Below are 20,199 nucleotides of genomic sequence, written 5' to 3' on the forward strand. Positions count from 1 at the left end.
AAGGGCTGAATCAGGCTGCGCTGGCGTTGCGCTGAAAACGTGGGCCGAGGCTTGCGACCGCAGCCTCGACCGCCCGCTCGATACGCTCGCGCAGCTGCGTGTTACTGATGTGGTAGTTATCGAAATCGGCTTCTGCGGCGTACACGCCAACTGGCAGGCTGAGCGCCTGGAAAAAGCCGAACAACGGTCGTAGCTGATGGTCGATGATCAGGGCATGGCGCTCCGAACCACCGGTGGCGGCCAACAGCACAGGGACCTGCTTCAAGGCCTCGTGATGAACAAAGTCGAACAGGTGCTTGAACAGGCCGGTATAGGACGCGCGGTACACCGGGGTTGCCGCAATCAGCAAATCGGCGCTTTCGATGGCCTGCAGGTCTGCCTGTACCGCGGCGGGGCAAATCCTCACGGCGCAGCACACCGGCGAATTGCGGGCCGACCTTGGCCAGCTCAATCAGTTGCAGCTCAATGGGCACCTGTTGCGCCAGCTCTGCCACCAGCGCGTTAAGCAGCACCAAGGTGCGTGAGGGCTGTTGCACGCTCCCCGAGACTGCGACGACTTTCAGTATTCTGCTCATTGATCGACCCCTGCCTGGACATGCCACCGCGGCATCCACACAAGGGCTATAGCAGCAACTGTGCCACTGTATTAATTTCTTATATTTCAATGACTTAACATAAATCAGCGAACATCGCTCGATGTACCGCAGCAGGCAAGCTGCTGATCATCTGTTGCAGGGCAAACACTTGCGCGCAGCAGGCCACGGCAGTCATGCCTGCACAGCCTCCTGCCACAGCTGTTGCCTGGGCAGCAGCAGTTCCACAACGTGCCCGCCAGCCGACATCAAAAAGCAGCCAAAACGTGCCAGACACCACGGATTATGGGGCCTTCCATGCTGGGCATGGCCTGTGCATTACACCGTAAGACAGCGACCAGACCGGTTCGCGGCTTTGTTTAATGCCCTCACAGGAGCGACAGCATGACTGCCCAGCAACAGCACATTCCGCACCCCCTCTCCACCGGAACCGACTATGAACAACTGGCCGCGCGATTCCGGCCGATTTTCACCCGCATCGCCGCTGGCGCCCTCGAACGCGAGCGCACCCGCAGCCTGCCCTATGAGCCGGTGAAATGGCTCAAGGAAGCCGGCTTTGGCGCCGTGCGCGTACCGGTGCAATACGGCGGCGCCGGCGCCTCATTGCCACAATTGTTCCAACTGCTGATCGAACTGGCCGAAGCCGACTCCAACCTGCCGCAAGCCCTGCGCGGCCACTTCGCCTTTGTCGAAGATCGCCTCAACGCTCACGCCAACACGCCACAGGACGTCTGGTTCAAACGCTTTCTGGACGGTGATCTGGTGGGTAATGCCTGGACCGAAGTAGGCGCCGTGAAACTGGGACAGGTGATTACCCGCGTCTCGCGCCAAGGCGATCAGTGGCGGGTCAATGGCACCAAGTACTACAGCACCGGCAGTATCTTTGCCGACTGGATCGACCTCTATGCCCAACGTGACGACACTGGCGGCGATGTAATCGCTGCGGTTCGTGTCCAGCAACCCGGCATTACCCTCAGCGACGACTGGGACGGTTTTGGCCAGCGCACCACTGGCAGCGGCACCTCGGTGTTCGATAACGTTGTGGTCGAAGACGAAAACCTGTTCGACTTCGCCACCCGCTTCAAGTACCAGACAGCGTTCTATCAGTTGGTACTGCTGGCGGTACTGGCGGGCTCCGGTCGCGCAGCCGTACGCGACATCGCCGAAGAAGTGCGCAAACGCACGCGCATTTTCAGCACGGGCAATGCTGCAGCGGCCAGTGACGATGCCCAGGTTCAGCAGGTGGTCGGCAAGGCTTCGGCCCAGGCCTATGCCGCCGAAGCCACGGCACTGCGTGCTGCCGCTGCCGCGCAGCGCGCCTACGAGAGCCACTTTGGCAATGATGCTGAAGCTGAGCGCGCAGCCAACATCGCCGCCGAGCTGGAGTCGGCTCAAGGCCAGGTCGTCATTGCCGAGCTGGTCCTGCGCGCCACCAGCGACCTGTTCAACGCCCTCAGCGCTTCGGCCACCAGCACCAGCAAACTGCTCGACCGTCATTGGCGCAACGCCCGCACCGCCGCCTCGCACAACCCACTGATCTACAAGGAACGGATCATCGGTGACTGGGAGATCAACGGCACCGAACCACCGTATGTCTGGCAGATCGGTGGTGGTGCTAAACAGGGCTAATGCAAACGCCCCCTCGTCACATCGACGAGGGGGCGGCTCAATCATCGTGGCCTGTTATCCCGCCGGGATCAGGCCAGTACTGAAGTGTCTTCTTCACGTGCTGCCAACGCGGCGAGATCGCGGTAATCGGCAGCAGGATGATTCTGTGGCAAGCGCGGGCCTTCGCCGAAGAGTTTTTCGCGCAAGGTGCCAGGGGCGTACTCCGTCTTGTAGACACCGCGCTTCTGCAACTCTGGCACCAACAGTTCGACCACATCGGCGAAGGTTTCGTGAGCCAGGGCATAGGCCAGGTTGAAACCATCCACGTCGGTTTCCTCAACCCATGCCTGCAACTCGTCCGCCACCGTTTGCGCACTGCCCACCAACAGCGGGCCAAAGCCGCCAATGCCCACCCAGTCGGCCAACTCTTTTACGGTCCATTGCTTGTTCGGGTCGGCCGTGGAGAACGTTTCGACCGCCGACTGAATAGCGTTGGTATGGATGTGCTTGAGGACCTGATCCGGTTGGTACTCGGAAAAGTCGATGCCGGTCCAGCCCGAAATCAGGGCCAAAGCGCCTTCATAACTGGTGTACGACTTGTAGTCCTGCCACTTGGCCTGGGCCTGGGCATCGGTTTCGCCGACGATCACCGTCAGCAGGTTGAAGACCAGCACCTTGCGCGGATCGCGACCGGCTTCGGCAGCACGTCGACGAATGTCCGCCACGGTCTTCTTCAACAAGATTTTCGACGGAGATGCAACAAACACACATTCAGCATGCTCCGCCGCGAACTGCTTGCCACGGCTGGAGGCTCCCGCCTGATACAACACCGGGGTGCGCTGGGGCGACGGCTCGCAGAGGTGAATGCCCGGAACCTGGAAATGCTTGCCGGCATGCTTGATGCCATGGATCTTGCTCGGGTCACTGAAGATACGCCGCTCACGATCACGCTGTATCGCACCCTCCTCCCAACTGCCCTCAAACAGCTTGTAGAGCACTTCAAGGTACTCGTCGGCATAGTCGTAACGGGCATCGTGATCGCTCAAGGCTTTCTGCCCGAGGTTACGCGCACCGCTGTCCAGGTACGAGGTGACAATGTTCCAGCCAATACGCCCCTTGGTCAGGTGGTCGAGGGTGGAAAGGCGGCGGGCAAACGGATAGGGGTGCTCGAAACTCAACGACGCGGTCAGACCGAAACCCAGATGCTCGGTCACCAGCGCCATCGGGGTGATCAGCGCCAGCGGATCGTTGACCGGTACCTGGGTCGACTGACGGATCGCCGCATCGCCATTGCCGTTGAACACATCGTAGATACCGATGACATCCGCGATGAAAATGCCGTCGAAACGGCCGCGCTCCAACAACTTGGCCAGGTCGGTCCAATACTCCAGGTCCTTGTACTGCCAGGAACGGTCCCGGGGATGCGCCCACAGGCCAGGAGATTGATGACCGACGCAGTTCATCTCAAAAGCATTCAAACGAATTTCACGGGGCATGGGGGTTCTCCAGTACGCAACAGGTTCTACGCCACATCAGGCGCTCTTGCCGAGTACGTCTCACAAACCATGCCAGCTACTTAGTTCTTTATTATCAATAACTTATACAAACAAAACGATCGAATGCCTGTGTAACCGGCGACACCTTGTTGATCCACTGTATGTGAGACAACAGCAAGCCCATGTGTTTGCAGCAAGACAGCACGTGCCGGGCGGAAGCCGTAAACCCTGAATTTTCGAGGCAAAATATATAGTACTAATACTATACAACGCAGGTAGTACTTCCATAATTGACCGACATTGTTATATAAGGTGCGCGGAGCCATCTGCGCTGCTTCCCACCGACAAGGGTGCAGCAAACATCAAGAGCTAATAATCAGCCACCGGGTGCCAGTTATGTCGATCTTCACACAGGGACCAGTCCCTGCACGCGCGCGTCTTATTACCTTCAATACGCTCTACCCGAGCGAACCTGGCGCCGGCTTTTCCCACATTCCCCCGTTTTGATCAGTCGATTCCGAGTGAGCTGAAACGCTGCGCGACATGATTCCGCCGGCGTAACACAGCACTCGACGCTTACCCGTTTTTCCTGGCGAAAGGCTGCTGCCCATCGCCACGACGCCGTGCACCCAAAAAACGGCTGCAGGGCACACCAGGCAATAAAAAAAACAAGGAGCCACACCGATGAAAAACGCTGAGCTGTCCCATGCGCAGAGTTGCGACCGCATCCGCGCCAACCCCAAATTCCAACGCCTGGTTCGCAGCCGTTCGCGCCTGGCCTGGTCATTGAGTGCCGCCGTGCTGGGCGCCTACTACCTGTTCATGCTGGTGGTCGCGTTCTACCCGCACGTGCTGCATGCCCCTCTGGCCGAAGGCCGCCAACTGACGGTAGGGATCCCGGTCGCGGCGGCGATCATCGTGCTGTCCTGGCTGCTCACCGGCTGGTACGTGCGCAGCGCCAACACCCGCTTCGACGCACTGAGTGCCGACCTGCTGGAGGAGTTGAAATGAGCCGTCGCCTCGCCTCCCTTGGCCTTGCCAGCCTGCTGCTGGCACCGGCCGCAGCCTTTGCCGCCCCCCTCGTCGTGGCGGAAAAACAGCCGATCAACCTCCACGCCATCGGTATGTTCTTCGTGTTCGTCCTTGGCACCTTGATGATCACCTGGTGGGCTGCACGGCAAACCAAGTCGACCTCGGACTTCTACACCGCTGGCGGCGGCATCAGCGGTTTCCAGAACGGCCTGGCGATTGCCGGTGACTACATGTCGGCGGCCACCCTGCTGGGCTTGTCCAGCCTGGTCTTCGCCAAAGGCTATGACGGTTTCATCTACACGGTGGCGTTCTTCGTCGGCTGGCCGATCATCACCTTTCTGATGGCCGAGCGCCTGCGCAACCTGGGGCGCTACACCTTCGCCGACATCGTCTCGTACCGTCTGGACCAGACCAAAATCCGCACCTTCGCAGCCTTCGGCTCGCTCACCGTGGTGTGCTGCTACCTGGTCGTGCAGATGGTCGGCGCGGGTCAATTGATCAAACTGCTGTTCGGCCTGGATTACTCCACTGCCGTGATGGTGGTTGGCGTGCTGATGCTGGTCTATGTGATCTTCGGCGGCATGATCGCCACCACCTGGGTACAGATCATCAAGGCTGTACTGCTGCTGGCTGGCGGCACGACCCTGGCCCTGCTGGCCATGGCCGAGTTCGGCTTCAGCTTTGAAACCCTGGCAACCCGCGCGGTTGAAGCCCACGCTACGGGCTGGAACATCATGGGCCCCGGCTCGATGCTCGCCGACCCGATCAACGCGGCTTCGCTGTCGCTTGGCCTGGTGTTCGGTATTGCCGGCCTGCCGCATATCCTGATGCGTTTCTTCACCGTGCCGAACGCCAAGGAAGCCCGCAAGTCGGTGTTCTTTGCCACCGGCTTCATCGGTTTCTTCTTCCTCGTGGTCATGGTGCTGGGTTATGCCGCGATTGTGATCGTCGGCACTGACCCGCAGTTCTATGTCGGCGGCGACCTCAAAGGCGCATTGATCGGCGGCGGCAACATGGTTGCCATGCACCTGGCCAAGGCCGTGGGTGGCAACCTGTTCCTCGGCTTCCTCTCGGCCGTGGCCTTCGCCACCATCCTGGCCGTCGTGTCGGGCCTGGCCCTGGCCGGTGCGTCGGCGATCTCCCACGACCTGTATGCCACCGTACTGAAGAAAGGTACCGCCAGCGAAAAAGACGAGATGCGCGTAACCCGTATCGCCACGGTCGGCTTGGGCATCATCGCCATCCTGCTGGGCATCCTGTTCGAGAAGCAGAACGTCGCCTTCCTGGTTGGCCTGACCTTCGGCATCGCCGCCTCCACCAACTTCCCGGTACTGATCATGGCCATGTACTGGAAAGACCTGACCACCAAGGGTGCCCTGGCCGGTGGCTTCGTCGGCCTGATCACCGCCCTGACCCTGGTGATCCTGTCGCCTGCGGTCTGGGTGTCGGTGCTTGGCAATGCGCAGGCGATCTACCCGTATGACCACCCGGCACTGTTCTCCATGCCACTGGCCTTCCTGGTGATCGTGCTGGTGTCCAAGCTCGACCGCAGTGCGCAAGCCGCCCGCGAACGTGCCGCATTCGACGACCAGTTCGTACGTGCCCAAACCGGCCTGGGTGCCGCCACGGCAGTCGCCCATTGATCCGCGTAAACCGCTGACCGCATCACCTGCAACCACCTGCACCGATCGCAACCGCGACCGGTGCAGGCCATGCCGTCCCCCATTCAATAACAATAAAAGGGCTTTACCATGTACCGCACGCATCCCATCGCTACCCGCCTTTTGGTTTCGGCAACGCTGGCCGGCCTCTGCGCACCTGCCAACGCAGAGTTTCTCAAGGACAGCAAAGCCAACCTGGAGCTGCGTAACTTCTACTTCAACCGCGACTTCCGCCAGCACGACGCGCCTCAGAACAAGGCTGAGGAATGGGCCCAGGGCTTTCTGCTGCGCTATGAGTCCGGCTTCACCGAAGGCACGGTCGGCTTCGGCGTCGATGCCATCGGCCTGCTCGGGGTCAAACTCGATTCAAGCCCGGATCGCAGCGGCAGCGGCCTGCTGCAACGTGACCGCGAAGCACCACGCCGCGCTCAGGACGAGTACGGCGAACTGGGCATGACCGCCAAAGTACGCGTCTCCAAGAGCGTACTGAAAGCCGGTACGCTGCTACCCAAACTGCCAGTGCTGATGGCCAACGACTCCCGCCTGCTGCCGCAAACCTTCGAGGGCGGGCAACTGAACTCACAGGAAATCGACAAGCTGAACGTCGACCTCGGTCAGGTGCGCCAGGTGAACCAGCGCGACTCCACCGACTATGAAGACATGGCCATCACCACCGGTGGGGCGAAGAACATCAAGGCCCGCAGCACCACCAGCGACCAGTTCAACTTCGCCAACCTCACCTACAAGTGGAGCGACAGCCTGAACACCACCTATGGCTACGGCGGGCTGGACAACTTCTACCGCCAGCATTTCCTTGGCCTGAACCACGTACTGGCACTGGGTGAAGGGCAATCGCTGAAAAGCGACCTGCGTTTCGCCCGCTCCCTTGATGAGGGTGGCAGCAACGTCGACAACAAGGCATTTGGCGCGATGTTCACCTACGGTATCCAGGGCCACGCCTTTGGCCTGGGTTACCAGCGCATGAGCGGCGACACCGGCTTTGCCTACATCAACGGCGCCGACGCGTACCTGGTGAACTTCGTACAGATCGGTGACTTCGCCAACAAGGACGAACAGTCCTTGCAGGCGCGCTACGACTTCAACTTCGCCAGCGTGGGCATTCCCGGCCTGACCTTCATGACCCGCTACCTGCAGGGCGACAACATCGACCTCGGCGCCGGCAAGCCTGAAGGCAAGGAATGGGAGCGCGATACCGATATCGGCTATGTGGTCCAGAGCGGTACGTTGAAAAACTTCGGCATCAAATGGCGCAACGCTACCGTGCGTACCAGCCACTTTGGCAACAAGCTGGACGAGAACCGCCTGATCCTGAGCTACAGCATCGCGCTGTGGTAACGGCCGCGGCCATCACCTGACGCAGCAACAGGGGCATTGACTCCAATGCCCCACTCAACATCTGGTTATAACCTAATAGCACATAATTATATTTGGCTATAAAAAAAGCCGTTATGCTTCTCGCGCCCCGCTCACAGCTCGTCTGGTGCTTAGATAGATTATGGATGCAGGTTACTTAGGTTTTTCCGTTGCAGGCTTGGTTGTCGGTTTCATCGTCGGCATGACCGGCGTTGGTGGCGGATCGCTGATGACTCCGATCCTGCTCTGGTTCGGCATCAACCCGGCTACGGCGGTAGGCACCGACCTGCTCTACGCTGCCATCACCAAGGGCAGTGGCGTCTGGGTTCATGGCAAGAACAAGAACATCGACTGGAAAATCACCGGCTGGCTCGCGCTCGGCAGTGTTCCAGCCGCAGCGCTGACACTCTGGTTCCTCACCACCCTGCACACTGACACCCAGGCCTTGAACGCGGTGATCAAGCAGGGTCTGGCCGTGGTACTGGTACTGACGGCACTGGCGATTCTGTTCAAAAGCCGCTTGCAGGCCTTCGCCAGCAAACACGCCAGCGACCACTACCACCTCAGCGACAAGACCCTGAACATCCTGACCGTGATCACCGGCATCGTGCTTGGCATCATGGTTTCCCTGACGTCCATCGGCGCTGGCGCCTTGGGCACCGTGGCACTGTTCCTGCTCTACCCGTACCTGGCTACCCGTCGCCTGGTCGGTACCGAAATCGCTCACGCCGTGCCCCTGACCCTGGTCGCCGGCCTCGGCCACGCCAGCATGGGCAACATGGACTGGACCCTGCTGGGCTACCTGCTGCTTGGCTCGCTGCCCGGGATCTACATCGGCAGCCACCTGACCGGCCGTATCTCCGACAACGTACTGCGCCCTTGCCTGGCCTGCATGCTGCTGCTGATTGGCTACAAACTGGCCTTCTGATCACGATACCGGCGCCGCCATCGCAGGCAAGCCTACTCCAACAAAGCCCGCACAAGCTGTAGGAGCCGGGCTTGCCCGCGATGCAAACACCGCGAACTCACGGACACCCCGCCGAAGCCATCGCAGGCAAGCCAGCTCCAACAGACCCCGCACAAAGCTGTAGGAGCGGGTCTTGCCCGCGATGCAGCCACCGCGAACCCACTGACACCCCGCCGAAGCCATCGCAGGCAAGCCAGCTCCAACAGACCCCGCGCAAAGCTGTAGGAGCCGGGCTTGCCCGCGATGCAGACACCGCAAACCCACTGACACCCCACCGACGCCATCGCAGGCAAGCCTGCTCCAACAAAGCCCGCACAAGCTGTAGGAGCCGGGCTTGCCCGCGATGCAGCCACCGCGTACTCGCTGAGACCCCACCGACGCCATCGCAGGCAAGCCTGCTCCAACAGAGCCCGCGCAGCCTGTAGGAGCCGGGCTTGCCCGCGATGCAAACACCGCGAACGCACTGACACCCCACCGACGCCATCGCAGGCAAGCCAGCTCCAACAGAGCCCGCGCAAGCTGTAGGAACCGGGCTTGCCCGCGATGCAGCCACCGCGAACCCACTGACACCCCGCCGAAGCCATCGCAGGCAAGCCTGCCCCAACAAAGCCCGCGCAAGCTGTAGGAACTGGGCTTGCCCGCGATGCAGCCACCGCGAACGCACTGACACCCCACCGACGCCATCGCAGGCAAGCCAGCTCCAACAAAGCCCGCGCAAGCTGTAGGAACCGGGCTTGCCCGCGATGCAGGCGCCGCGAACTCACTGACACCCCGCCGAAGCCATCGCAGGCAAGCCTGCTCCAACAAAGACCGCGCAAGCTGTAGGAGCCGGGCTTACCCGCGATACAGACGCCGCGAACTTGCGGACACACCGCCGACGCCATCGCAGGCAAGCCAGCTCCAACAGACCCCGCGCAAAGCTGTAGGAGCCGGGCTTGCCCGCGATGCAAACACCGCGCACTCACTGGCACCCCGCCGACGCCATCGCAGGCAAGCCTGCGCCAACAGGTAGCCGTTAGAAACTCAACAACCACAAGCTGAGAGCGGGGAACGCGACCAGCAACACAATGCGCAGCAGGTCCGAACACAGGAACGGGACGATACCTATCGCGGTTTCACTGTAAGGCACGTCGCGCGCGGTGCGCTGGACGATGAACAGGTTCATGCCCAGCGGAGGGTGAATCAGCCCGATCTCCACCACCATCAAGGCCAGAATGCCAAACCAGATCGATTTTTCCGAGGCGTCCAGGCCATAAAAATCCAGGCCCATGATCATCGGATAGAAGATCGGGATGGTCAGCAGAATCATCGCCAACGAATCCATCACACAGCCCAGCAGCAGGTACAGGCCGAGGATGACGACCAGCACCAGCATCGGTGCAAGACCACTGTTGATCACCCACGCGGCCAACTCCGTGGGCATCTGGGTCAGGGCCAGGCCGGAGTTGAGCAGGTCTGCGCCCAGCAGCACGAGAAAAATCATCGCCGAGGTTTCTGCCGTACCCAACAGGCTCGCCCGAATACCGTCCCAGCGCATGCCACCTTGCTGAACCGCAAGGATGCCGCAGGCCGCCGCACCGATCGAAGCCGCTTCGGTGGGGTTGGCCCAACCACCATAGATGCCGACGATCACCACCAGGAAAACGCCAATCACTGGCGACACCTGAACCAGTGCCTTGAGCCGCTCCACCCGCGTTGCCTTCGGCGACACCGTGGCCTGGCTTTCGTCACGGGAGACCATGATCCGCAACACGATCATGTAACCGATGATGGCAACAACCCCCGGCACGATCGCCGCCACAAACAGCTTGGCGATCGATTCCTGGGTCAGCACGGCATAGATGATCAACGGCACAGACGGCGGAATCAGGATACCCAGGGTGCCACCGGCAGCAACGGTCGCGGTCGCCAGACGACCGGAATAGTTGTGCCGGCGCAGCTCGGGCAATGCCACATGGCTCATGGTCGCCGCCGTCGCCAGGGACGACCCGCAAATCGCCCCGAAACCCGCGCAAGCACCAATCGCCGACATGCCCATGCCGCCCTTCCAGTGGCCGATGAACGCCGACGCACAGCGAAAGATCGAACGTGACAGGCCACCGTGGGTGGCGAACTGGCCCATCATCACAAACAGCGGGATGACTGCCAGGTCGTAGTTGGACAGGCGCGAATAGGCCAGATCATTGAGGGTGAACAACAGGCTCGACAGATCGCCGTTGTTCACCGCCCAGAAACAGGCCGCGCCACCGATCAGCATGGTGATGCCAATGTGCACCCGCAGCAACAACAGCACCATGGTAATGGACAGCGCAATCAGACCCAGGCTCAGACCGCTCATGCGCGACCTCCCATACGGTGGAAAATGTCGGCAATACGCGCCAGCGCGCACACACCCAATAGCACCAGGCTAGGCACGATCAGCATTAACGGAATCCACAGCGGGAACGACAGCAATGTGGTGACATCGCCGTTCTCATGGTTGTCGAACATCTGCTGTGTGGTGCGCCAGGCCATAATCCACGCCACGGCGCAGCACAGCAGGTGTGCCAACACATCCAGCAGGTCACGCACCCGTGCTGGCAACCACTGGGTCAGCGCATCGACCTTGATGTGCTGACCGCGCAGCTCGCACAACGGCAGGAACGCAGCGATGGCAAAGGAGGCACCCACCTCCATCAACTCCATGTCCCCCCGGATCGGCGCCGAAAACAGCTTGCGCCCGACAATGGAAACCAGCGACATGCCGATCAATGCCATGAACGTCAGCCCGCCGGCCAGGGCAAAGCCCTGGGCCAGCTGCATCAAGGCCCTTCGGCCACTCCCCTGTGTTACGTCCGAGGCGACGTTGAAGTCCAAGGATTCGTTCATGGGCGGTTACTGCGCTGCGCGGGAGAGCTTACGCACGCCGTCCACCAGCGCCTGGCCGTCGAGCCCCTTGCCGGCCACTTCCTTGACCCATTGATCGACCGCCGGCGCAGCCGCCGCCTGCATGTCGGCGTAGGCCGCACCATTGATTTCGACCAGGCCTTCAGCCGGGGTAGCGTCGTGGGCGCGGTCCATGGCGTTGTCCCAGGAGTTGGCAAAGCGTTCGGACAACGCCTTGCCGCTGTTGCGCTCGATGATCGCCTGCAGGTCCTTAGGCAGGCTGTCGAACTTGCGCTGGCTCATCAGCATGGCCAGTACGGTGTAACCGAAGGCCGGCTGCCCGGCCGGCGTGGCGCTGTGGTACTGGGTCACTTCATTGAGCTTGGTCGCCGGCACCACTTCCCAGGACGCCAGGGCGCCATCCACCACACCTTTGGAAATGGCTTCAGTCATCTGCGCGGGCGGCATGCTCACCGGCGTAGCGCCCAGGCTTTCGATGGTCTTGGCGGCGGTACGGCTGGAAGCGCGCAGTTTCAGGCCTGTCAGATCCGCCAGGTTCTGCACCGCCTTGCCGCGCGTGTGCAGGCTCATGCCGCCGTCACCGTGGATCACCAGCACCTTGTAGTCCTTGAAGTCGTCCTTGGCGTACTGCTCGTAGTAATCCCAGATGATCTGGTTACCAACCTTGCCGCCGTAAGGCAGCACGAAAGGTAGTTCCAGCGCCTCGACCCGCGGGAACTTGCCGGCGGAGTACGACGGGCCGGTCCAGACGATATCGGCGACCCCGTTACGGGCCATATCCGCGAGCTTGGCCGGTGTGCCGCCCAACTGCATCGACGGATAGAGCTGGCATTGCAGGCGGTCCTGGGATTCCTGGCGCAGTTGATCGCACCACGGCTGGATGATGTTGACCTGAACGTTGGAGGTGGACGGCAGGAAATGCGCGACCTTGAGGGTGTAGGTCTCGGCATGAGCAGACAGGGCACCTGTCATCGCCATGCACAGGGCGGCAGCTTTGATTTTCTTCATTGTGGTAGCTCCGTTTTGTTTTTGTAGTCGTGTGCGCAGCCGTGGTTCGCGCCGGCATGGGAGGCATTGATACGTTAACAGGTTAATTTTATCAACCAGCTCGTCACGCCTGAAAATGAGCTGAAGCTACCAAAAATCCCGACAAAAAATTTAATAACTCTTAAAAATCAGTGAATTAGCCTGATTACTCAGCTTTTCAAATGAAGCTCCTTCGGCTAAAAATCTAAAAAAATGTTGTTAACAGCTTAACAAGTAGCTAACTTTCAGCTGCAAGCCCCTGCCGCGCAAAGGGGCCTTCATTCCAAAAACAAAAATGCCTAGAGATAACAATAATGATAAGGAAATTGGGCTCACTGCCCCTGCTCTCCTGTGCCATCGCCAGCAGTTTCAGCGGCGTCGCACTGGCCGATTTCATCGGTGACAGCACCGTACGCATCGAAGCGCGCAACATGTACATGAACCGCGACTTCCGTCAGGACAATGCCCCTCAGGCCAAAGCCGAAGAGTGGGCACAAGGCTTGACCGGCCGCTTCGAGTCAGGCTTCACCGAAGGCACGGTGGGTTTTGGGGTGGATGCACTCGCCCAGGTCGGGATCAAACTCGACTCCAGCAGTGACCGCCGTAATACCGGCCTGCTGCCCTATGGCCGGCAAAGCCTGGAGCCGGAAGACAACTACAGCGAACTGGGCATGACCGCAAAACTGCGGGTATCGAAAAGCGTGCTCAAGGTGGGGACGTTGCAGCCCCTCCTGCCCGTAGTCTCGTATAACGACACGCGCCTGCTCTCCTCCACCTACTCCGGCGGCCTGCTGACCTCGCAGGAAATCGACGGCCTGACCCTCAACGCCGGGCGCCTGGACAAGATCAACCTGCGCGACTCATCGAGCAACGATGAGATGAACTACGGCGGCGTGGAAAGCGATCACCTCGACCTGGCCGGCGGTAGCTACAACCTCACCCCGAACCTGACGGCGAGCTACTACTTCGCCAAGATGGAAGACATCTACCAGCAGCACTTCGCCGGCCTGGTACACACCTGGAAACTGGGCGAAGGCGTCAGCCTGAAAACCGACCTGCGCTACTTCAGCACCGGCGAAGACGGCGAGAAACGCTTTCGCGGTGCGGCACGGGTCAATGGCGGGCACATCGACAACCGCTTCTTCAACGGCATGACTACCCTGGCGGTGGGTGCGCATAAATTCGGTTTGGGCTACCAGAACCTGTCGGGAGATGGCGACTTCGCGTTCCCGGGCGTAGACCCGTACTCGGTCAACCTGGTGACCTACAACGCCTTCACCAAAGCCGAGACCGACGCCTGGCAAGCCCGTTACGACTATGACTTCGCGGGCCTGGGCATTCCCGGGCTGGCTTTCATGACCCGCTACGTCAACGCCAAGAACGTCGAGACTGCCGCCGTGCAGGGCGGCACAGAGTGGGAACGCGATACCGACCTGGTCTACACCTTCCAGGACGGCTCACTGAAAGGCCTGAACATACGCCTGCGTAACGCGACCTTCCGCTCCGGTGACGGCCTGAAAACCGCAATCGACGAAAACCGCATCATCCTCGGCTACACGCTGGCACTGTTCTAAGCTTGACGCGCACCTGCCCGCAACCCTGGGCAGGTGCGACACACTCAGGGCTTGATCTGCTTGAGCTCTTCCAGCAAGCCAAGCAGTTGCTGCAGCTTCTCCTCGCCCATCTGTTGCTGAATGCGCCGATAGTTCGCCTCCACCTCGTCAATCATGGACACGAAGCACTGCTGCCCCTTTGCCGTCAGATTGATCATGACCCGCCGCTGATCATGGGCAAGCTTGCGCCGGCTGACGATACCGTCGCGCTCCAGACGCCCCAGCACCCCGGTCATGCTCGGCTTGAGAATGCAGGCCTGCTCCGCCAACTGATAATTTTCCATCTCGCCCTGCTGACGCAGAATGCGGATGACCCGCCATTGCTGCTCGGTGAAACCGTGCTGGTTGAGCAATGGCCGAAAGAACGCCATGGCTGCTTCGCGGGCCTGTAGCAGGGCGAGCGTGAGAGAGGGGCTGGTAACGGGCATGAGGGGTAATGGGCTCCGACGTGTTATGAGTTATTCAACGGCGCTGACACCAGACTGCCCAACAGAGGGTGCAGCGTCAATTGAATAGCGGTCTGGCGCTACCGGCTCATCAGGTACTTGGCCACGGCATGGTAGGCCGGCAACGATGTCGCATCGTTGGCCGCGTTGGCGGCGACGGGATGGCTGGCGAACCGTGCGATCACCACCTCGGCCTTTGGATCAACATAGAGTGCCTGGCCATAGACTCCTCGCGCCATGAAGGCACCATGCTCGTTATGGGTGTTCCACCACATGTCGTGGTAGCTCCAGCCGGCCAATGTGGCGTAGCCGGCCTTGGCAAAGGCCTCCTTGCTGGCACCGCGGCGAATGTCATCCACGGCAGCCTTAGGCACGACCTGCTGCCCGTTGTACCGCCCTTCGTTGCGGATCATTTCACCGAACCGGGCCAAATCACGCAGCCCCGCATTGAAACCACCACCCGCAAACGGCGTACCCGTCGAGTCGACCGTCATGTAGGCATCCTGCTCCGCCCCAAGCTTGCTCCAGATACGCTCGGAAAGCAGCTGCGCGACGTTTTTACCACTCACCCGCGCCAACACCCAGCCCAAGGCATCGGTATTGGCCGTGCGGTAATGGAACGCCTCACCGTGAACACCTTCTGGCTGCACGGTTTGCAGGAACTCATAGTACGAACGCGGGCCGGTGTAGTCTTTCGGCTTAGGCAGAGGGCTACCGGCGGCAGCATGCGCCCACACTTCAGCCTTGGGGTCGGCGTAGTTCTCGCTGAAGCGTATGCCCGCGGTCATGTCCATCAACTGGCGCACGGTCGCACTGCCAAACGCCGACTTGCCCAGCTCTGGCACGTACTCAACCACCTTGCGCTCAGGATCAAGCGTGCCCTCGGCCACCATCATCGCCGCCAGCGTGCCGATGAACGTCTTGGTCACTGACATCCCTGCATGCTGCCCTTCGGGCTTCAATACGCCGAAATAGCGCTCGTACACGACGCGCCCTTTGTGCAGCACGACGATGCCATCGGTGTAGTTCGCCAACAACGAATCGCGCCAGGTCATCGAGCGGTCGCCGCCCATCGGGACAAAACTCACCTCATCAATGCCCGCCTGCAGCTCACGCTCGAGCGTGTTGGGTGCACCAATGCCACGCGACACATTAATCGTCGGCATCAACTCCCTGAAGTGCGCGACACTCCAACGCCACTGCGGATACTGGAAGTAACTGCCATCTTCGAAGCGAATAATACGCTCGGGTGGGGGTGGCGACCCGACCATCCAGCCCATTTTGGCTGGGTCACTCTCCAGCGCATTGGAGGTGGGTGGGCTGCTGAATGCAGCACTCGGCATCATCAATGCCAGCACTGCACACACGAGAGGAACACGAACAGCGCGTTGCATCCGACCAAGCTTCATAGCTCAACTCCCTTTTGGCTTATCGCCACCATACCGATAACCGCCTAAAGCCGCTCGCTTTAGCGTGCCATGATACGGCGCCGTACCGCGATCAAAACACGGCCGTTTGGATTAGGTATGCAGATGCTGCGATGGCGTCGGTGGGGCGTCAGTGAGCCCGCGGCGCCTGCATCGCGGGCAAGACCCGCTCCCACAACTGGCGCGGACCCTGTTGGAGCTGGCTTGCCTGCGATGGCCTCGGTGCGGTGTCCGTGAGTGCGCGGCGCCTGCATCGCGGGCAAGCCCGGCTCCTACAGCTGGCGCGGGCTCTGTTGGAGCTGGCTTGCCTGCGATGGCGTCGGTGGAGTATCAGTGCGTTCGCAGCGCCTGCATCGTTGGCAACATGCACTGTCTTTGGCTTAAAAAGCCTCGCCGCAACCCTCGATCAACGCATCCACAACCGCCTTGGCGCTGCTCAAGGTATGCCGAAGCAGCCAGGCAGCATTGCCCTGCAGCGGCACGTCGCCCATCGCCGCGTCATACAGCACGCCCTGCATCGTACCGAGCAATTCAGACACACTCTCCAGCGCATCAGGCATGGCGACACCGGGCACAACAGCGAACAACTTGCCCTGCTTTGCTGCGTCGCCAGTGCCATGAAACAACGCACCTCGGCCGGTACTAATAACGAACCTCTGCCGCTCTTCAGGCGTCATTGGGCACCGCCTTGCCTGGCTGGCGGGCAAGCGTTGGGCATGAGGGTGTGGGGATGGGAGAGGCTGAATATCTGCATGATGGGCTCCAAGTTTGCTCTGGAGCTGCCACGATCCTTCCTACGGGATTGGGTGGCAGCTGTGCATGGGGTAGGAATACCGGGAGACTTGGAACCCGGCCAGGCCGAAGCCTGCCCACACACAGCCGCCATAACGCGAACCACACGCTCAAAAAAGATGCGTGCAATCGCTATGGAGACGCGATGTGCGCCAAGTTATCCAACGGGTTCCTACGCCCGGCCACGGGATTGACCGTGACTTTCGCTGACGAGTCAGCGACGGGCGAACCATACCGAGCCTGACCGCAGGCTGCAACCCGGTTTACAGCTGGGGTTCTGCACACCTCGCCATGACCGCACATGCTGCACAAGGGATGGTGCAGCGTGACAAAGAGCATCCAGGTCGCTACAGAAAAATACTACAAAGCATTAAGCAATAAACCTACAGCAGACTGTGAAATTCCTGACGCGAAGTGCGGAAACTGACGAATGCCGAGGTGAGTACACTGTGTAAAAATCGGAAACTTTCATACAAGTCAGCCCCCCAGCACTTGCTAGTAGTACCTCCAGACAACTCAATCACTCAACGACACACTAAAAACCAACCAACAATAAGACCAACACCGACCTGGGATACCACTTGAAAAACCACAACCTCCTATTGCTAATCACAGCAACGCTGCTCACAGGCTGCTCAACAACACCAGATGAGCCCGACCTGAACAGCACACTCCCCACTCTATCGCTACAAACATTACTCCCTACCGCAGCACCTAACGATTACTGCAACAGCACGATGGATAGCGACATCCTCTATGGAACCGGCCAATTCTTATACGACGCCAAAATATATGCACTAGCCGAAAGCTGCCTTATTATGGCCGCACCCAAACACAAAAGAGCACTTTGCTATTTATCTAGCATGGCCGAGCAAGACCAATCAAAACCCGAAAGCGAAAGAAACACTAAAGCATTCAACTACATGGCTTACTCCGCATCAAAAAATGATTCATGCGCAGCGTACGGCATGTACCAGACCTATCTATACGGCCAACGCGGCCAAGAGCGTGATGAAACACTAGCACTGCGATGGCTAGAACGTTCGGCCAAGCTTGGAGACCCCGAGGCACAAAGAACACTAGCCTTTCGTTACGAAGAAAAAGGTGATTTGGCCGCGAGTTACGCCTGGACAAAAATATTCAACAACAATGCAGACACTACAGACTTTCTAAAAAGCCTTATGACCCCCAAACAAATTTCAGCGGGCGAAAAACTATACAGCACACTCGAAAAAACGGTCACCAGCAAAAAATCTGTACTTGAACAAGGCCTGAAAAACGAAGCAATGATATTTTCGGCAGATATTTACAGAGCAGCTCCAAGCACATTCAATGGCGTGAACACTGAAGAACGCCAGAACTTTGTAAAAACAACAATCGCCACCGCGCGCGAACATGCAAAATTAAAATCACGGGGCAGCGTCGTCAACTACATTATCGTCGCCTGGCACGCCAAGCAAAAACTTCCAGCCACGAAAATTCTGGACAACGAAGAGGTAGTTAAAAAACTAAACAACATCGATCAAGGCATCGACGACACAGTATCTCAAGTACTGGATATTTTAGAAAAAGCCTAGCCACATACTTACACACTGTGTGCTTTGTTATAAATGCAAGGCACACAGCCTAACGCGCCAACAACCGCCTTGGCGCTGCTCAAGGCATGCCATAGCCTGCCGAGCCGCATGACCTAAATACCCTGTTGCAATCCACCCACAAAAATACACGGTTAAGAGGTCAAATTGACCAGGCCTCAGACTCAGCTGCAACCTTCATGCTTCAAATTAACTGACAGGCACTTCCCATGAAGAAGGACGGTAAAGACGACCCTTTTTTCGAGCCATCCTGGAAACCGAAACGCCCAAACGGTGGTGCCTCATGGGCTGCATGGCAAAAACCGGCTGCGCCAGAGCCGGTGTACATGCCAAAAGATGAGTGGCCACCTCCCAAGCAACGTACTGACTTGGTCTTCGCCAAATCCTGCGTTGCTGAAAACTGGTGCAACACAGATGCGGGGACGGCCACCGAGCCAGCCTCCAACTTCGGCAACGTCATGGTGGTCGCTTCCATGCTTTTGCCTTCCGCGTCAGATGCCATTGCAATGGCCATCGGGGCTGATGCCGGACTCGCCCGTGTTGCGGGTGGCGGTATTATGCAAAAACGTATGACCTGGGCAATACGGGGCACGGGAGGACCGGTTAGCGTTTTTATCTTGGGCATGCTCCCCACGAAAATGGGGGACGGCACACTCCATACTGACGAGCAACTGCGGAGCATGAGTAAGGCCACAACACGGGTGCGCTTTCAGTTCCGACGTGATGCCGAAGGCGTACTACAGATTTACGGCATTCACACCGGCGCGTCAGGTGATGACTCAGTACGCATCGTGCAGGTGAAGTGGAACGCAACCAAGACTGCGTTGGAGGCCGAACTAAATGGGATCACCATCCTCTGGACGCCACCACACAGCTCGTCAAGAATGCCTCCACTGACTTACCCTGACGAAAGCGGCAAGCAACTGGACACCATCCTCGTACACCCGATCCCGGAGAACACGGACAGTCAGCTTGAAGGTCTTCCCGGCGATGACATTACAACCGACGAATGTATTCTGGTCTTTCCTGCTGATACTGGCCTGAAGTCGCTGTATGTGGTGTACGCAAAACCGCTTGGTGGTGACCATAGCTATCATCCACCACCTAAAGGGCTGACGGCGTTCCCTGATGCTGTAAAAGCAGATGCTAAAACCAGAGTGCATGGCGGGGGAGCAATTCGTAGGCGTTGGAAGGACCGTAAGGGTCGTATTTATGAATGGGACAGTCAGCATGGAGCCGTTGAAATTTACGATAAGCAAGGCAAGCATTTAGGTGAGTTTGACCCTGAAACTGGCGAGCAAACAAAACCTGCAAAACCGGGCCGAAAAGTAGAAAAATAGGAGTGTGTATGTACCTGTGTATCAGTGGTTTTTTACCTAACGATCCAGAGGATGACTTGATTAAGTTTGAGCTTGATGTAGATCATTCTTTTAACGATCAAATCGTTCAAGCTCTCGGTCATAAAAGCATTAACGCAATGGCAGAAGGCGAATGGCTGTTAACTAGTGAGCAGGTAGCACGGATTTCAGAAATTTTAGGTCAGAAACTCCCAACCGACTTGAAGTTATTCGTTGGCGTTGAGGTATAGGGATGGTCTGAATGTAGTCGCGTGTTTCTGGTCGAGTTCATCGCACGCCGATTATTAAAACAGCCCTTGCGCAGCCGAAACCACCCTTTTCCTGA

General features: G+C 59.0%; 16 protein-coding genes and 1 pseudogene. 9 read left to right on the forward strand and 8 right to left on the reverse strand.

From position 1 onward, the window contains the following. Positions 1-10: 10 nt before the first annotated feature. Positions 11-575 (reverse strand): annotated as a pseudogene (msuE, locus tag ACZ9H3_RS07820) (FMN reductase). Positions 576-977: 402 nt separating this feature from the next. Between msuE and ACZ9H3_RS07825 the strand changes: the two are divergent. Further along, a complete protein-coding gene (locus tag ACZ9H3_RS07825; protein WP_065760126.1) occupies positions 978-2,222 on the forward strand; it encodes an acyl-CoA dehydrogenase family protein in 1,245 nt (414 codons plus the stop codon). Positions 2,223-2,290: 68 nt separating this feature from the next. On the opposite strand, the gene ACZ9H3_RS07830 is transcribed toward ACZ9H3_RS07825, so the two are convergent. Further along, the gene (locus ACZ9H3_RS07830) at positions 2,291-3,697 is read right to left on the reverse strand and encodes an LLM class flavin-dependent oxidoreductase (protein WP_476220251.1); all 1,407 of its coding nucleotides are present in this window, start codon (positions 3,695-3,697) and stop codon (positions 2,291-2,293) included. A gap of 684 nt (positions 3,698-4,381) precedes the next feature. Between ACZ9H3_RS07830 and ACZ9H3_RS07835 the strand changes: the two genes are divergently transcribed. The 4 genes from ACZ9H3_RS07835 (at position 4,382) to ACZ9H3_RS07850 (ending at position 8,692) form a co-directional block, all read left to right on the forward strand. Further along, a complete protein-coding gene (locus ACZ9H3_RS07835) occupies positions 4,382-4,708 on the forward strand; it encodes a DUF485 domain-containing protein (RefSeq protein WP_065760128.1) in 327 nt (108 codons plus the stop codon). Next, complete coding sequence (locus ACZ9H3_RS07840) at positions 4,705-6,372, forward strand: cation acetate symporter (protein WP_409279217.1); 1,668 nt, start codon at positions 4,705-4,707, stop codon at positions 6,370-6,372. The genes ACZ9H3_RS07835 and ACZ9H3_RS07840 overlap by 4 nt, the downstream gene beginning before the upstream one ends. A 108-nt stretch (positions 6,373-6,480) precedes the next feature. Then, a complete protein-coding gene (locus ACZ9H3_RS07845) occupies positions 6,481-7,746 on the forward strand; it encodes an OprD family porin (protein ID WP_454242012.1) in 1,266 nt (421 codons plus the stop codon). 160 nt (positions 7,747-7,906) lie between these two features. Beyond that, entirely contained in the window at positions 7,907-8,692 is a 786-nt protein-coding gene (locus ACZ9H3_RS07850) for a sulfite exporter TauE/SafE family protein (protein ID WP_330522901.1), read from the forward strand. Between the two features lie 1,054 nt (positions 8,693-9,746). Here the strand turns inward: ACZ9H3_RS07850 and ACZ9H3_RS07855 are convergent. Genes ACZ9H3_RS07855 through ACZ9H3_RS07865 form a run of 3 tightly spaced genes read right to left on the reverse strand, consistent with a single transcriptional unit; the run spans position 9,747 to position 12,625 of the window. Then, positions 9,747-11,069, reverse strand: a complete 1,323-nt coding sequence (locus ACZ9H3_RS07855; RefSeq protein ID WP_065761741.1) for a TRAP transporter large permease — start codon at positions 11,067-11,069, stop codon at positions 9,747-9,749. Beyond that, a complete protein-coding gene (locus ACZ9H3_RS07860) occupies positions 11,066-11,599 on the reverse strand; it encodes a TRAP transporter small permease (protein WP_065761740.1) in 534 nt (177 codons plus the stop codon). The genes ACZ9H3_RS07855 and ACZ9H3_RS07860 overlap by 4 nt, the downstream gene beginning before the upstream one ends. A 6-nt stretch (positions 11,600-11,605) precedes the next feature. Next, positions 11,606-12,625: a TRAP transporter substrate-binding protein gene (locus ACZ9H3_RS07865; RefSeq protein ID WP_454242014.1), complete on the reverse strand. Its 1,020-nt coding sequence runs from the start codon at positions 12,623-12,625 to the stop codon at positions 11,606-11,608. Positions 12,626-12,957: 332 nt separating this feature from the next. On the opposite strand from ACZ9H3_RS07865, the gene ACZ9H3_RS07870 reads away from it, so the two are divergent. Continuing rightward, positions 12,958-14,217 (forward strand): OprD family porin, encoded by a 1,260-nt coding sequence (locus ACZ9H3_RS07870; protein ID WP_476220252.1) that lies wholly within the window; start codon positions 12,958-12,960, stop codon positions 14,215-14,217. Positions 14,218-14,261: 44 nt separating this feature from the next. On the opposite strand, the gene hpaR is transcribed toward ACZ9H3_RS07870, so the two are convergent. The 3 genes from hpaR to ACZ9H3_RS07885 form a co-directional block, all read right to left on the reverse strand. After that, on the reverse strand, positions 14,262-14,684 hold the full coding sequence (gene hpaR / locus ACZ9H3_RS07875; protein WP_102051772.1) for a homoprotocatechuate degradation operon regulator HpaR: 423 nt from the start codon (positions 14,682-14,684) through the stop codon (positions 14,262-14,264). 98 nt (positions 14,685-14,782) lie between these two features. Continuing rightward, entirely contained in the window at positions 14,783-16,111 is a 1,329-nt protein-coding gene (locus tag ACZ9H3_RS07880) for a serine hydrolase domain-containing protein (RefSeq protein ID WP_476220253.1), read from the reverse strand. Between the two features lie 398 nt (positions 16,112-16,509). Further along, on the reverse strand, positions 16,510-16,806 hold the full coding sequence (locus ACZ9H3_RS07885) for a DUF3077 domain-containing protein (protein WP_330522905.1): 297 nt from the start codon (positions 16,804-16,806) through the stop codon (positions 16,510-16,512). Between the two features lie 696 nt (positions 16,807-17,502). Between ACZ9H3_RS07885 and ACZ9H3_RS07890 the strand changes: the two genes are divergently transcribed. The 3 genes from ACZ9H3_RS07890 (at position 17,503) to ACZ9H3_RS07900 (ending at position 20,104) form a co-directional block, all read left to right on the forward strand. Continuing rightward, complete coding sequence (locus ACZ9H3_RS07890) at positions 17,503-18,498, forward strand: tetratricopeptide repeat protein (protein ID WP_330522906.1); 996 nt, start codon at positions 17,503-17,505, stop codon at positions 18,496-18,498. A 227-nt stretch (positions 18,499-18,725) separates the two neighbouring features. Continuing rightward, positions 18,726-19,856: a colicin E3/pyocin S6 family cytotoxin gene (locus tag ACZ9H3_RS07895; protein WP_330522907.1), complete on the forward strand. Its 1,131-nt coding sequence runs from the start codon at positions 18,726-18,728 to the stop codon at positions 19,854-19,856. A gap of 8 nt (positions 19,857-19,864) precedes the next feature. Beyond that, complete coding sequence (locus ACZ9H3_RS07900; protein WP_065758488.1) at positions 19,865-20,104, forward strand: pyocin S6 family toxin immunity protein; 240 nt, start codon at positions 19,865-19,867, stop codon at positions 20,102-20,104. Positions 20,105-20,199 lie beyond the last annotated feature (95 nt).

It is taken from the genome of Pseudomonas sp. TE3910 (assembly GCF_056279025.1).